At 66.2% G+C, this 13,818-nt stretch carries 12 protein-coding genes; 9 read left to right on the top strand and 3 right to left on the bottom strand.

The genetic code is table 11. From position 1 onward, the window contains the following. Nucleotides 1–90 precede the first annotated feature (90 nt). The 6 genes from BerOc1_RS16160 (at nucleotide 91) to BerOc1_RS16135 (ending at nucleotide 6,226) form a co-directional block, all read left to right on the top strand. Complete coding sequence (locus BerOc1_RS16160; protein WP_071546745.1) at nucleotides 91–900, top strand: phosphatidate cytidylyltransferase; 810 nt, start codon at nucleotides 91–93, stop codon at nucleotides 898–900. A gap of 16 nt (nucleotides 901–916) precedes the next feature. Next, nucleotides 917–2,119, top strand: a complete 1,203-nt coding sequence (gene dxr / locus BerOc1_RS16155; protein WP_071546743.1) for a 1-deoxy-D-xylulose-5-phosphate reductoisomerase — start codon at nucleotides 917–919, stop codon at nucleotides 2,117–2,119. A gap of 73 nt (nucleotides 2,120–2,192) precedes the next feature. Next, complete coding sequence (gene rseP, locus BerOc1_RS16150) at nucleotides 2,193–3,251, top strand: RIP metalloprotease RseP (RefSeq protein WP_071546742.1); 1,059 nt, start codon at nucleotides 2,193–2,195, stop codon at nucleotides 3,249–3,251. An 8-nt stretch (nucleotides 3,252–3,259) separates the two neighbouring features. Continuing rightward, on the top strand, nucleotides 3,260–4,048 hold the full coding sequence (tsaB, locus tag BerOc1_RS16145; RefSeq protein WP_071546740.1) for a tRNA (adenosine(37)-N6)-threonylcarbamoyltransferase complex dimerization subunit type 1 TsaB: 789 nt from the start codon (nucleotides 3,260–3,262) through the stop codon (nucleotides 4,046–4,048). Between the two features lie 72 nt (nucleotides 4,049–4,120). Further along, nucleotides 4,121–5,701 (top strand): hydantoinase B/oxoprolinase family protein, encoded by a 1,581-nt coding sequence (locus BerOc1_RS16140; RefSeq protein WP_071546738.1) that lies wholly within the window; start codon nucleotides 4,121–4,123, stop codon nucleotides 5,699–5,701. A 99-nt stretch (nucleotides 5,702–5,800) separates the two neighbouring features. Continuing rightward, nucleotides 5,801–6,226: an arsenate reductase ArsC gene (locus BerOc1_RS16135; protein WP_071546736.1), complete on the top strand. Its 426-nt coding sequence runs from the start codon at nucleotides 5,801–5,803 to the stop codon at nucleotides 6,224–6,226. A 414-nt stretch (nucleotides 6,227–6,640) separates the two neighbouring features. Here the strand turns inward: BerOc1_RS16135 and dnaA are convergent, their stop codons facing one another. From dnaA to BerOc1_RS16120, 3 genes are all read right to left on the bottom strand, one after another. Beyond that, nucleotides 6,641–8,002, bottom strand: a complete 1,362-nt coding sequence (gene dnaA, locus BerOc1_RS16130; protein ID WP_071546734.1) for a chromosomal replication initiator protein DnaA — start codon at nucleotides 8,000–8,002, stop codon at nucleotides 6,641–6,643. 609 nt (nucleotides 8,003–8,611) lie between these two features. Next, nucleotides 8,612–9,346 (bottom strand): FAD-dependent thymidylate synthase, encoded by a 735-nt coding sequence (gene thyX, locus BerOc1_RS16125; protein WP_071546732.1) that lies wholly within the window; start codon nucleotides 9,344–9,346, stop codon nucleotides 8,612–8,614. A gap of 90 nt (nucleotides 9,347–9,436) precedes the next feature. Then, a complete protein-coding gene (locus tag BerOc1_RS16120; protein WP_071546730.1) occupies nucleotides 9,437–9,964 on the bottom strand; it encodes a nucleoside/nucleotide kinase family protein in 528 nt (175 codons plus the stop codon). A gap of 85 nt (nucleotides 9,965–10,049) precedes the next feature. Here BerOc1_RS16120 and BerOc1_RS16115 point away from each other — a divergent pair, with 85 nt between their 5' ends. The 3 genes from BerOc1_RS16115 (at nucleotide 10,050) to BerOc1_RS16105 (ending at nucleotide 13,692) form a co-directional block, all read left to right on the top strand. Further along, the gene (locus BerOc1_RS16115) at nucleotides 10,050–11,036 is read left to right on the top strand and encodes a zinc dependent phospholipase C family protein (protein WP_071546728.1); all 987 of its coding nucleotides are present in this window, start codon (nucleotides 10,050–10,052) and stop codon (nucleotides 11,034–11,036) included. Between the two features lie 70 nt (nucleotides 11,037–11,106). Then, nucleotides 11,107–11,913, top strand: coding sequence for an AsmA family protein (locus tag BerOc1_RS16110; RefSeq protein ID WP_071546726.1), 807 nt, complete (start codon nucleotides 11,107–11,109; stop codon nucleotides 11,911–11,913). A gap of 108 nt (nucleotides 11,914–12,021) precedes the next feature. After that, a complete protein-coding gene (locus BerOc1_RS16105) occupies nucleotides 12,022–13,692 on the top strand; it encodes a CgeB family protein (RefSeq protein WP_071546724.1) in 1,671 nt (556 codons plus the stop codon). Nucleotides 13,693–13,818 lie beyond the last annotated feature (126 nt).

Below are 13,818 nucleotides of genomic sequence, written 5' to 3'. Positions count from 1 at the left end.
GGCCGGGCGAGTTGCCCCCTGCCGTCAAATAGCGTAGAGGAAACGGGTTCGAACCGAGTCCGGAATCACCATTAACCGCTGAAATAATCCATGGATATCTCCCCGCACAAGCAACGAATCGCCACCAGCGCCGTCCTGGCCACGCTCCCCGCCCTGGCCCTGATCTTCCAGGGATGGGTCCTGTTCGCGGTTCTCGCCCTGTTCAGCGTCCTGACCCTGTGGGAATTCTACTCCATGTTCCGGCCCGTGCAGTCCATGACCGCCTTCAAGTCGCTGGGCGCGGCCTGCACCTTCCTGCTCATGGGGGCCTACACCACCGGGGACGCCCGCTATCCCGGGGTCATCCTGGCCCTGGCCTTCTGGGCCTCGTCCATGGTCTTCCTGCTGCGTTACAACAAGGACGTCACCGCGTCCTACCGCCACGCGGCCGTCTTCCTGGCCGGGCTGTTCTACATCCCGTTGAATTTTCATTTCTTCCTCTATTTCGACCGGCTGGAAATCCTGCTCGTCCTGGGCGCGGCCGTGCTCTCGGACACCGCCGCATTCTACGCGGGCTCCCTGTTCGGCAAGAGGAAGATCTGGCCGCGCATCAGCCCCAAGAAGTCCTGGGCCGGGTCCATCGGCGGCATGACCGCCTGCACCGTGGGCACCATGGCCTGGGGGCTCTTCCTCGGCCTGCCCGAGGTGGCCTGGTGGAAGTGGCTGCTGCTCGGCATGGCCCTGAACGTGGCCGCCCAGATGGGCGACTTCTTCGAGTCCGCGCTCAAGCGCTCCCTGGACATCAAGGATTCCGGGACCATCCTGCCCGGCCACGGCGGCCTGCTCGACAGGGTGGACAGCCTGCTTCTGGTCATCCCCTGCTACGGCCTGATCTCCATGTTCCAGCCGTTCTTCCCCTAGGCAGGCCGAGCCGCCCATGAAAACCTACATCTCCTCCTGGCCCGCCTCGGTGGAATGCCCGCCCTTTCCGCGCAGGCTCGCCATCCTCGGGGCCACCGGCTCCATCGGCGATTCGGCCCTGAAGGTCGCGGCCAAGCACCCGGAGCGGTTCACGGTCACGGCCCTGGCCGGAGGCCGCAACGGAAAGAAGCTGGCCGCGCTGTGCGCCAGGTTCCGCCCCGCCTACGCCGCCGTGCTCGACGAGACGGCGCGCAAGGAATTTCTCGACCACCTGCCGACCGGCCACGCGCCCGAACTCCTGGTCGGCCCCGAGGCCTACGTGCGCCTGGCCGCCATGGACGAGGTCGACCTGGTCCTCTCGTCCATCGTCGGGGCCGCCGGGTTCGAGCCCACCCTGGCGGCGGCCGAGGCGGGCAAGATGATCGGCCTGGCCAACAAGGAGTCGCTGGTCCTGGGCGGGCACCTCATCCGCGCGGCCTGCAAGGCGTCCGGGGCCGTGATCCTGCCCGTGGACTCCGAGCATAACGCGCTGTTCCAAGGCCTGGCCGGACACGGTGCGGACCACGAGATCAAGCGCCTGATCCTGACCGCCTCGGGCGGCCCGTTCCGGGGCCACGACCGGGCGTTCCTCGAGACCGTCACCCGCGACCAGGCCCTGGCCCACCCCAACTGGAGCATGGGCGCCAAGATTTCCATCGACTCGGCCACGTTGATGAACAAGGGGCTGGAACTGATCGAGGCCTGCCACCTGTACGGGCTGCCGCCGGAAATGGTCGGCGTGGTCGTCCACCCCCAGTCCATCGTCCACTCCCTGGTGGAGTACGTGGACGGCTCCCAGCTGGCCCACCTGGGCACCCCGGACATGCAGGTGCCCATCGCCCACTGCCTGTGCTTCCCGGAGCGGGTCACGGTGGACGTGCCCCGGCTCGACCTGGCCTCGGTGGGCACCTTGACCTTCGAGGAGCCGGACCTGGACGCCTTCCCCTGCCTGCGCCTGGCCCGCGAGGCCTTCGACGCCGGACCGAGCCACCCCATCGTGCTCAACGCGGTCAACGAAATCGCGGTGGAGGCCTTCCTCGGGGAACGCATCGGCTTCACAGACATACCGACCATGATCGAGGCCGGGCTTGACCGCCACGCCCCTGTGGACGTATCCACGCCCGAGGCGGTCCTGGCCCTGGACCACGAGGTCCGGCGGGAAACCGAGGCCCGCCTCTAGCCAACCAGCTGAAAATGGTTATAGTCATTCGAGCCGCACGCTTTTTTCACCAACGCGGCGACACGAGGAATTCATGATCACGAGCATCATCGCCATTGTCCTGGTCCTGGGCGGACTCATCTTCTTCCACGAACTGGGGCACTTTGTCGTGGCCCGTGTCTTCGGCATGGGGGTCAAGGCCTTCTCCCTGGGCTTCGGGCCCAAGCTGGTCGGCTTCACCTCGGGCAAGACCGACTACAAGATATCCCTGATCCCGCTGGGCGGCTATGTGGCCCTGGCCGGCGAACAGGGCGAGGAGGAGACCGACTTCGCGGACGACAAACTCTTCTCCCACCGCCCGGCCTGGCAGCGCCTGTGCGTGGTGGCCGCCGGTCCGCTCTTCAATTTCCTGCTGGCCTTCCTGATCTACTGGTTCCTTGTCATGGCCCAGGGCCAGGCCGTGATCCTGCCCCTGGTGGGCGGGGTCCTGCCCGACTCCCCGGCCGCGGCGGCCGGATTCGCCAAGGGCGACATGGTCGAGGCCATCGACGGCGCGCCGATCGACTCCTGGACCCGGATGGTCGAGACCATCCGCGCGGCCGACGGCAGGTCCCTCCAGGTGGCCGTGGACCGGGCCGGGGCCAAGCTGACCCTGACCGTCACCCCCCACGTCAGCACCTTCAAGAACCTCTTCGGCGAGGACGTCACCGTGCCCATGGTCGGCATCAACCAGGCCGGGCAGGTGCGCTACGAACCGATCGAGGGCATCGGCGCCCTGACCGCCCTGCAGCACACCTGGGCCATGTCCGAGGTGGTGGTCAAAGGATTCTTGTCCATCATCGAGCGGCTCATCCCGGTGGAGTCCGTGGGCGGTCCGATCATGCTCGCCCAGATGGTCCACGAGTCCGCCCAAAACGGCCTCTACGCCCTGCTCGGCATGATGGCGATCATCTCCATCAACCTGGCGATCATCAACCTGCTGCCCATCCCGGTGCTGGACGGCGGGCACATCCTCTTCTTCGCCCTGGAGATCGTCTTCCGCAGACCACTCAACGACCGCTGGAAGGCCATGTCCATGCGCGTGGGGCTGCTCATCCTGCTCCTGCTCATGAGCCTGGCCATCTTCAACGACGTGCGCAGGCTGCTCGGCTAGGCGTCCCCATGGCCATGCCCAAGACCACGCAACCGCGCGACCTGACCCTGGTCCTGTCCGGTCCCGAGGAACGGCTCCAGCTCGTCCTGGGCCAGCCCGGCCCGGACGGCCTGACCCTGCTCGCCTCCCGCCAGTGGACCGTGCCCGGCCAGTCCGTGCGCTTCCTGGTGCCGGGGCTCAAGTCCGTGCTCGACGAGTTCGGCCTGGACACCTCGGTGTTGGGGCGCATCGCCTGCGTGCGCGGCCCGGGCAGCTTCACCGGCCTGCGGCTGGTCCTGGCCGCCGCCGAAGGCATGGCCGCCGGGCTCGGCCTGCCCCTGGCCGGATTGGACTACCTGCCCCTGCTGGCCACCGGCCCCGGCCCGCTGTTGGCCGGTCCGCTCCACGTCCTGACCTACGCCCGGCGCGGCCTGGTCTACATGCAGTCCTTCAGTTGCCCGACGCTCAACGAAATCGCCCCCCTGGACGCCCTCACCCTTGAACAGGCCAAAAAACACATGGCCGACATCGGCACGGAGGCGCACCTCATGGGTACGGGACTACGCAAGAACCCCGCCTTTTTCGCGGACCTGACCCAGGCCGAGCCCGGCTACGTCCTGCTCGACGCCGCCTCCGACAACCCCGCGCCCGAGCGGCTTCTGGCCGCCGCCGAGCGGGCCGCGTTCAGCGGGGAATCCATCGAGCCCATCTACGTGCGCCCGTCCGACGCCGAGGCCAACCTGGACCAGATCGCGGCCAAGCGCGGCCTGGACCCGGAAGAGGCCCGCAAGAAGCTCGAGGCCCTGAGCCGGGCCTAACCCTCCCCGCAGTCCCGGCCCCGCCGCCCGGACAAGGTTGCCAGAGCGCCCCGCTTGCGGGTAGATTCGGGCATGCAGACCAACCCCGTCCTCCTCGAAGTCTTCAAGAACCGCTTCTCCTCCATCGCCGAGGAGATGGGCGTGACCCTGACGCACACCGCGTTCTCGCCCAACATCAAGGAGCGCCGCGACCTGTCCTGCGCGGTCTTCGACGCGGACGGCGACATGATCGCCCAGGCCGCGCACATCCCGGTGCACCTCGGGTCCATGCCCCTGTCCGTCAAGTCCGCCATGGCGGCCATGGACGAGCGCGGCGGGTTCGCGCCGGGCGACATGGCCATGCTCAACGACCCGTTCAAGGGCGGCACCCACCTGCCGGACATCACCATCGTGGCCCCGGTCTTCGCCAAAGGCGCGGACAAGCCGGTCTTCCACGTGGCCAACCGCGCCCACCACGCGGACGTGGGCGGCATGGCCTCCGGGTCCATGCCCCTGTCCACCTCCCTGTTCCAGGAGGGGCTGATCATCCCGCCCGTGCGCATCGTGCGCGGCGGCGAAGTGGACCGCGAGCTCCTGCTGCTCATCCTGAACAACGTGCGCACCCCGCAAGAGCGCGAGGGCGACTTCTCGGCCCAGTTCATGGCCAACGTCACCGGGGTCCGGCGGATGACCGAATGCATCGGCAAATACGGGCTGGAAGCCTGCGCCCACTACGCCCGCGCGCTCATGGACTACTCCGAGCGCATCACCCGGCAGGCCGTGGCCGCCATCCCGGACGGAACCTACGAATTCGAGGACTACCTGGAAGACGACGGCCAGGGCGCCCGGGACATTGCCATCCGCCTGGTCATGACCGTCACCGGCGACCGGGCCCATCTGGACTTTTCAAGGAGCGGCGACCAGGTGCGTGGCAGCGTCAACGCGGTCCGGGCCATCACCCTGTCCGCCGTGCTCTACGTGTTCCGCGCCCTGGCCGCGCGCGACATCCCGGCCAACGCGGGCTGCATGCGCCCCCTGGCCGTGACCACCCGGCCCGGTTCGGTGGTGGACGCGGACTTCCCGGCCGCTGTGGCCGGGGGCAACGTGGAGACCTCCCAGCGGCTGGTGGACGTGCTCCTCGGCGCACTGGCCAAGGCCCTGCCCGAGACCATGCCCGCCGCCTCCCAGGGGACCATGAACAACCTGACCATCGGCGGCCGGTCGGCCAAGGGCCCGTTCGCCTACTACGAGACGCTGGCGGGCGGCATGGGCGCGGGCCCGAACCACGACGGCGAATCCGCCGTGCACTCGCACATGACCAATACCCTGAACACTCCGGTGGAGGCCCTGGAATACGCCTACCCCTTCCTCGTGCGCGAATACGCCATCCTGCGCGGCACGGGCGGCCAAGGTGCCCATCGTGGCGGCGACGGCCTGGTCCGCGAGATCGAGCTGCTGGCCGACGCCGAAGTCACGGTCCTGTCCGAGCGCCGCGCCCGCGCGCCGTTCGGCGTGAACGGCGGCCTGCCCGGCGCGCCCGGCCGCAATGTGCTCATCCGCGACGGCCGACCCGGCCCCGAGCCCGGCAAGTTCCACCAGACCCTGCGCACCGGGGACCGCGTGCGCATCGAAACGCCCGGCGGCGGCGGATTCGGAGAGCCCGAAGGCGACTGACGCACTCCGTTACCGAAGACTTGATACACTTCGGCCATGTGACCGCCCTACGACTGTAACCTGCCGGAGATAGAGCAGTTCCCATAAGGAGTTGCTCCCATGGACCGCATCCGCGTACTTTTCGTCTGCCGACACAACAGCGGCCGAAGCCAGATCGCCGAGGCCTTCCTGACCAGGTTCGGCCAGGGCCGGTTCGAGGCCCGCAGTGCCGGGACCGAACCCACCGCCGTCGATCCCCTGGTCATCCAAGCCATGGCCGAAGTGGACGTGGACCTCCGCGGAAAGGCCGCCGCCGACGTCCGCGACCTGCTGCACGACAGCCCCCCCTACCACTACGTGATCACCACCTCCGGCCCGGACGTGCTCAAGGACCTGCCCCAGCTGCCCGCCCGGACCGCACGCCTCAACTGGGCCTTCCCCGATCCCGAATACGTCACCGGCTCAAAGGATGAACAACTCGCTGCCGCCCGCGCCATCCGAGACGACATCCGCACCCAGGTCATCCGCTTTCTGAACGATTTCTAGGAGGGGGGGGAGACGCCTCCGGCGGCCGGGGGAAGGGAAAGGGAAACCCTTTGAAAAGGGCTTTCCCTTTCCCCTTCCCCCGGACCCCCCATCCCCTTTCCCTTCCTAAACTTTTTGTTTGCGCATCCGCGCGTGCGGTGGTTTGCGAAAAGACGTGCCTCATTCGTGACGATGTGGGGAATCAATACCTCGAGAAATAAGTACGCCAAGTCACCCTCGCACGGCTCTGCCGAAGGCACACAAAAAGTTTTGGAGGGTCCAGGGAACCTTTTCCAAAAGGTTCCCTGGCGGGGTCCGGGGCAGCGCCCCGGCCGCCGGAGGCACCCCAAAAGAAAAGGCCGGTCTGGCGACCGGCCTTGAATGTTCTCCCAGGGCGGCCAAGGGCGGCTCCGGGAGGACATGCGGGGGGCTTTTTTACGGCGTGAGCCGCTGGGTGGTGTTTTCGATCTGCCGTCCCAGCGGCGTCTGCAGGGAAATTTCCCGTTCCACCTTGGTGATGCCCTTGAGCACGGTGGAGTGTTTGCGGCCCAGGTGTTCGCCGATGCACTTGAGCGACAGTTCGGTGTGTTTGCGGGCCAGGTAGAAGGCGGTGTTCCGGGCCAGGACCACGTCGCGCTTGCGGCTCTTGGAGCGCAGTTCATCTTCGGACAGGGCGTAGTATTTGCAGATGAAGTCGATGATGTGCCCGATGTCCGGGGAGGCGTTGCGCACGGCGTAGTTCTCGAGCACCTCCCAGGCCAGGTTCATGGTCACGTCGCGGTTGAGCAGGCGCGCCTTGAGGATCAGGTTGTTCAGACAGCTCTCTAGCTGGCGGATGTCGGTGGTGATGCGCTCGGCCAGCAGTTCGGAGACTTCGCCGGGCACCGCGACCTGCATGCGCCGGGCCTTGTCCAGGATGATGCGGCGGCGGGTCTCCATGTCCGGGCGGTTGATGTGGGCCAGAAAACCCGAGCAGAACCGTGACACGAGGCGGTCGTCCACCTTGTTGAATTCCTTGGGCATGAAGGAGCTGGTCAAAACCACTTTGCTGCCGCGCTCGCGCAGGGCGGTCAGGGTGCAGAGCAGTTCCTCCTGCATCTTCTCCTTGCCCTGGAAAAAGTGGACGTCCTCGAGCAGCAGGACGTCGAGGGCTTCGCGGAACTGGGCCTTGAACTGGTTGACCTGGCCGGATTTGAAGGCCAGCACCCAGCGGGTGGCGAACTCTTCGGAGGACAGGCAGGCGACCCTGAGGTTCTTGCGGTTGGCCGTGCGGCACAGTTCGTTGCCCACGGACTGGAGCAGATGGGTCTTGCCAAGGCCCGGCCCGGAGCTAAGGAAGAGGTGATCGGAATTGAAGGCGGTGGAGCCGATGGACTTGCTGGCCGCGCAGGCCAGCTCGTTGGACGGGCCGACCACGAAGTCGTCGAAGGAGAAGCGCCAGTTGGAGACCGTCACGGGCTTGAGCGACTGGCCCAGGGGCAGCCCCATATGCTGGGGGGCCCGCTCCGCGACGGCCTTGGTTTTACCCACGGCCGGGGTCGCCTTGGGGCTGGGCTGGCGCGCGCCGATGTTGATGGTGATGCGGGGCTCCGCGCCGAGAACCTCGGCGGCGGATTCGCGGATAACCTGGAGCAGGCGGTCGCGGACCCAGTTGGCCACGAACTCGTTGGGCGCGGTCAGGGTAAGCCGGTTACCCTCCACGCGACCTTGCAGTGGTTTAATCCAGACAGTGAAGAGACCAGGGTTGAGGCTCTTCTCGAGAGAGTAGAGTATTTGCTTCCAGGCAGTGTCGATCATGTTGAGTGAGATAGTGTATCGGGTGGGTTTGGACAATTCGCGTTATTCAATGAAACGGCCAAGACTCGGACAGGTTATCGACAGCATATGGAACATACAACATGCTGTAATGTATTGATTTATGCAAAAACCCACAGCGTGTCGGCGTTTTCGGCTCACCGGGTTTGAAACACCGGCGTAACAAGGGTTTTCCGGCTCTCAAATTTATCTAGAGAATAGAGGTTTAAACAGGTGTTGAAAAACTTTTCCACAACAGAAAAACTAAATTTTACCCAATTATTGACCATTTCACTCTTTTTCGCGTCCTTCGAATTCGATTTGTGACAACCTGTATCCTATGCAATCGGGAGTAGACCGGAGCATATTGTCATAACATATTGAAATAAATTGTAATTTAAAAACAACAACCATTCCTATACAGACCCGGCTAGAAATCCGGCAACGACGATATGCCGCAAAACCCCCGTCCCCCTAGGGCTGCCGGGTACGCACCCGTTAGGAACAGGTGTAACAATACGGATTCAAAAACAAAAAAATAGCCGTAACAGAAACGCCAGGAAGGGCAAGGGGTCCCGGCGGTGGGGAAAAATCCCGGCCTATGGAAAAGATCTATCCCTGACAATCACGGGTCGGATACTTCCCGCAGGCGAATTTGGGGGATTCCGGGCAATATCCGAGCTGTTCGCAGCGGGCGCCGCCGTTGGCGAAAATGGCCGGAAGCTTGTCCTTGCAGATGGCCAGCATGGCGTCGGCCATGGCCCGGACCTCCCATTGGGCGCGGTTGCAGCAGCGCAGGTGGAAGAAATGGTGCAGGCTGCGGCAGTTCATGGTCAGGACGATCTTGGTTTCGGCGGCCTGGGGCAGGACGAAACGGGCGTCCTCGTTGGCCTTGGACTTGCGCCCGTTGGCCACCAGGATGTCACGCAGGTCCGAGTAGGCGGACTGGACCTCGGCCATGAACGTTTCGAAGCGCTCTTTCGCCTCGGGAATCCTGGCGATGGCCGGGGGCAGGATGTAGTCCATGTCGTTTTCGGCCACGTAGCGCTGGCTCTGCTGGGAGTAGGAGGCGATGCGGTGCCGGACGACCTGGTGGGAGCAGGCCCGGGAGATGCCTTCCACGGCAAAGGTCATGGACACGTGCTCGACGGGGCTGTCGTGGCCCGACTCCATGGTCTTGGACACGAAGTCGGCCTGAACCTGCGGGTCGATCTCGCCGGAGAGCAGCCGGGGCCACATGTCGGCCACGAACCCGGCGTGGTAGCATTGCCGGAACGCGGCATAGATGAGGGACAGGGCGTCGGGGGTCATGGCCAGGAATTCGACCCTGAGTTGCTTTTCCGGCATGTATTCTACTCCGTATATATATGTGGGTGAAAAGGTCTTTCTGCTTACCGCAAACGGCCTGGGCTGTCACCAGTCCGGCCCCGGACCGGCTCAGTAGCCGATCTTCTCCAGGGCGTCGTCCACCATCTCCTCCGGGGACCGCGCTCCTTGTAATATGAAATGGAGCACGCCGTAGAAGGTCGGCTCCACCTCGGCCAGCCGGGCCGACAGCCCGCGCCACAGTTCCTCGGCGTTGGCCTGCCCCCCGCGTTCGGCCACCCGGTCCGAGAGCAGGCGGGTGTCGGCCATGAGGTAGAAGACCTTGCCCGCCCCGTGGATGAGCGGCTGCACGCCCGGGTCGTCCACCAGGGAATCCTCGAGCACGATGATCGCGCCCCGCCCCCGCAGGGCTTCGGCCGCGGTTCGGGCATCCGGCGGCACGAGCACGGGCTTGTCCGTGCGTTCGGCCAGCAGCCGGGCCAGTCCGGCCCGCCCGGAGCCGGGCAGCCCGATCAGGACCACGTTGCCGGTCTCGCGCCACGGGTCGGCGTAGTCCTCGCGCCGCTCGCCCCGGGCAAACCCCTTGGCCGCCCCGGCGTCCTCCACGTCGTACTCTTCATTGATGAGATATTTGGCCATCGTCTCCCCGACGGGTTCAGGTTTGTGTTGCCACGCGGAAGGTATCAAGTAGGATGGTCAAAAGGCAAACCCAAAACCGACTGCCATGCCCAAGGAACTGATACACTTCAAGACCGCGGAAAAGACCGCCGCGCTTCTCGCCGACACCCGGTTCGCGCCGGGGCTGGCCGCCCACCCCCAGGGTGTGCTCCTCGGGGCCGTGCTCCACGACGCCCTGTTCTACGGGGCCACGCCCCGCGCCCTGCCCATGGCCCGCCTGGCCCACCGCATCCACGGCGCGCGGGGCGAGGACACCTACGCCCTGCTCCGGCTCCAGGCCCGGCACGCGGCCCGGGCCGCGAACCGCGACCTGGCCGGAGCCCTGCTGGTGGGCATGGCCTCCCACCTGTGGGCGGACACGGTTATGCATCCCATGGTCTGGCACCTGACCGGCGACTACTACGCCGCCTCCCGGCGCGAGAAGTCCCTGGCCCGCCAGCGCCACCGCGCCCTGGAGTCGCTCCTGGACATGACCGCCTGCCCGGAGATGATCGGCCGCCCGCTGTACCGCATCCATGACCAGTTGGCCTCCCTGGGCCCGGCCCTGTACGAGGCCCTGCCCCTGGACGGCATGGCGGAACTGGCGGGCATCCGCCCGGGCAAGGCCGGTCCGGCCCTGGCCTCGGCCCTCAAGGTCTTCGCCGGGTTCCAAAGGCTGTTCCCGGTCCGTCGGCTGGCCTTTGCCCTGTACGCCGCGTCCGCCTGGATGCCGGACACGGCCCGGGAGATCGCCGCCCTGTTCTACGCGCCCCAGTGGCTCGACCAGGCCGATCGGGTGAACGGTGCCATCCGCTACCGCGACCCGGTGTCCGACGAGGTTCGGGAAGAGAGCGCGGCCGAGCTCATGGACCGGGCCGCCGACCGGGCCGGGACGCTCTGCCGCCGCCTGGAACCGGCGGTCTTCTACGGGGCCGGACAGGTCCTGCCGGAGACCGGGCCGTCTCTGGACTCGGGCAGGCGCGGCTCGGGCACCCGGGAGATGCGTCACATGGCCGAAAAATTTTTCCCCTCACTTCCGCAACATTCCCGATAGGATGTTGCCCTGACATCATAAATACCGTATCGTATCCGAGTAGTCCCCATTTAACCAAACAGGAGTCGCCATGAAAAAATACATCCTTATCGGCGCGGGCGTCATCGTCGCAGGCCTCATCACCGCCATCGTCCTCGTCATCCTCAACCTCGGCGACCTGATCAAGACCGCCGTGGAGGAATTCGGCCCGCCCATCACCAAAACCGAGGTCCGTCTCGGCTCGGCCGACATCTCGGTCCTGTCCGGATCCGGAACCCTGTCCGACTTTTACCTGGGCAACCCCGCCGGGTTCAAGATGCCCAGCGCCATGGAATGCGGGACCATCCGCGTCAAGGTCAACACCGACTCCCTGACCAAGGACAAGATCATCATCGAGGAAATCTACGTGGACAGCCCGGTCATCAGCTATGAGAAGCGGGGCAGCACCGACAACTTCCAGACCATCGTCAACAACATCAAGAAGACCGTGGCCGGGGAAAAGAAACCCGGCGAGGCCAAGACCGAGGAAGCCAAGTCCGAGACCGGTTCCGAAAAGACGATCCAGATCAACAACTTCATCGTCAAAAACGGCAAGATCAACCTGGGCGGCTCTCTGCTCGACGCTTTCGGCGACCAGGGCATGGGCATCGACCTGCCCGACATCCACCTGAAGGACATCGGCAAGGACAAGGAGACCTCCCCGGCCGAGGCGTTCGCCCAGATTCTCGGGCAGATGACCGGCGACGTGACCGGCACGGTCACCGAGGTGGGCAAGCAGCTCAAGGAAGCCGTGGGCAAGGCGGTCGAAGGCGCGTCCGAGGCGATCAAGGGCGCGGGCGACGCCGGCGAATCCGTGGGCGGCGCCATCAAGGGACTGTTCGGCGGCTCCAAGGAATAACCGCCGTCCGCACGCACACACAGGGCCGCCCCGGCATGCGCCGGGGCGGCCTTTTCCGTTTCGCCGGCCCTTGCCGGGCGGGCCGCGAATGCAGTACAGGTCCAGATCATGAGTTCCACTCCGTACACGGCCGAAGCGGTCCGAGACGGCGAGACCATCGCCGACCTGCGCATCCATATCCAGGGCAAGACCTGGCACCTGTGGGGCCGGGACGGGCTCGCGAGAGAGACCGGACTGGCCGAGGCTGTGAGGGACGACGCCCTGCCCGTGCTGCTCGGCGCGGGGTTGGGCCATTGCCTGGACCGCCTGGTCGCGCGCGACCTGCCCGTGGCCGTGGTGGACCGGGAGCGCGGATTGCTCGAACTGACCGGAACCCTCGACGGCCGCGACCCCGACGCCTGCCTGCACGTGGACGACCCGGACCCGGCCCGGGCAATGGACCGGCTGGCCGGATGGCGGGCGAAACACGGCGGTCGACCGCTGGTCCCGGTGGTCCTGCCCCTGTACCAGCGGCTCGACCGGGACTATTACGGCGCCCTGGCTCAGACCCTCAAGGCGGGCGCGGCCACGGACTTCTGGTCCCTGGCGCGCTACCCCAAGTTCCGGTCCGACAATCCCCGCGTGCTCTTTTTCGACTCGGACTACTTCCTGTGCCGGGAGATCCTGGCCGCGCTGGACCGGCTGGGCGTGGCTCACCGCAGCCTGCCGCTCAGGGACCGCGAGACCGGCTCGGGCGAATTCATCGAGGGGCTGCTCAAGGCGGTCATCGACTTCCGCCCGGACCTGGTCCTGACCGTCAACCACTTCGGCCTGGACCGCGAGGGCAAACTGGCCGGGCTGCTCGACGACCTCGGCCTGCCGCTGGCCTCCTGGTTCGTGGACAATCCGCACCTGATCCTCTTCGACTACGACCACCCGGGCGCGGACAACACGGCCATCTTCACCTTTGACGCGGGCAACCTCGAAGCCATGCGCGCCCGGGGATTCCGACACGTCCACCACCTGCCCCTGGCCACCGACCCGCAGCGGTTCAGACCGGACGCGGGCCCGGCCCCGGCCGAGTGGAGCGCGGCCATCTCCTTTGTGGGCAGCTCCATGGCCGAGCCGGTCAAAAAAAGCCTGGCCCTGTCAGGCCTGCCCGCTTCCCTGGCCCGGGAGTACGAGGCCGTGGCCGGGGCCTTCGGCCGCTCGGGCGAGACCTCGGTGGCCCATTTTCTCGAATTCCATCGCCCGGACTGGCTGGACACCATGGCCTCCCTGAGCCGCGAACAAAGGCTGGCCGCCGAGTCCCTGCTCACCTGGGAGGCCACCCGGCAGTACCGGTCGGCCTGCGTACGGGCCACCCTGCCCTTTTCCCCGCTGGTCGTGGGCGACGAAGGCTGGACCGCCCTGCTGCACGGCACCGGCGCGCGGCTGCTGGCCAACCTGGACTACTACGCGGACCTGCCCCGCTTCTATCCGCGATCCGAGATCAACTTCAACTGCACCAGCCGCCAGATGAAGGGCGCGGTCAACCAGCGGGTCTTCGACGTCCCGGCCTGCGGGGGATTCCTGCTGACCGACCATCGCGAGCAGATGGAGGATCTCTTCGACCTGGACCGCGAGGCCGCGGTCTACCGCACGGTGGAGGAAATCCCCGGCCTGGTCGAGCGGTACGCCGCCGATCCGGCGGCAAGGGCGAAGGTCAGCCGCGCGGCGGCCCGGCGCATCCTGGCCGAACACACCTATGAAATCCGCATGAAAAAACTCCTCGAGACCATGCGCGAGACCTTCGCCTGATAGCCGACGCCTGTTTCTCACGAAAAGCCTCCCCTTTAATTCCACGAGGCCCGGCGCCCTCCAGCCGCCGTGCTCCGGGCGTTTTCCACCGTCTCGCACATCGTCCGGCGGGCCGCGTTTTTCCCC

Origin of the sequence: Pseudodesulfovibrio hydrargyri, assembly GCF_001874525.1 — a bacterium.
Classification (GTDB): domain Bacteria; phylum Desulfobacterota; class Desulfovibrionia; order Desulfovibrionales; family Desulfovibrionaceae; genus Pseudodesulfovibrio; species Pseudodesulfovibrio hydrargyri.
This window is presented reverse-complemented; position numbering and strand designations above follow the sequence as displayed.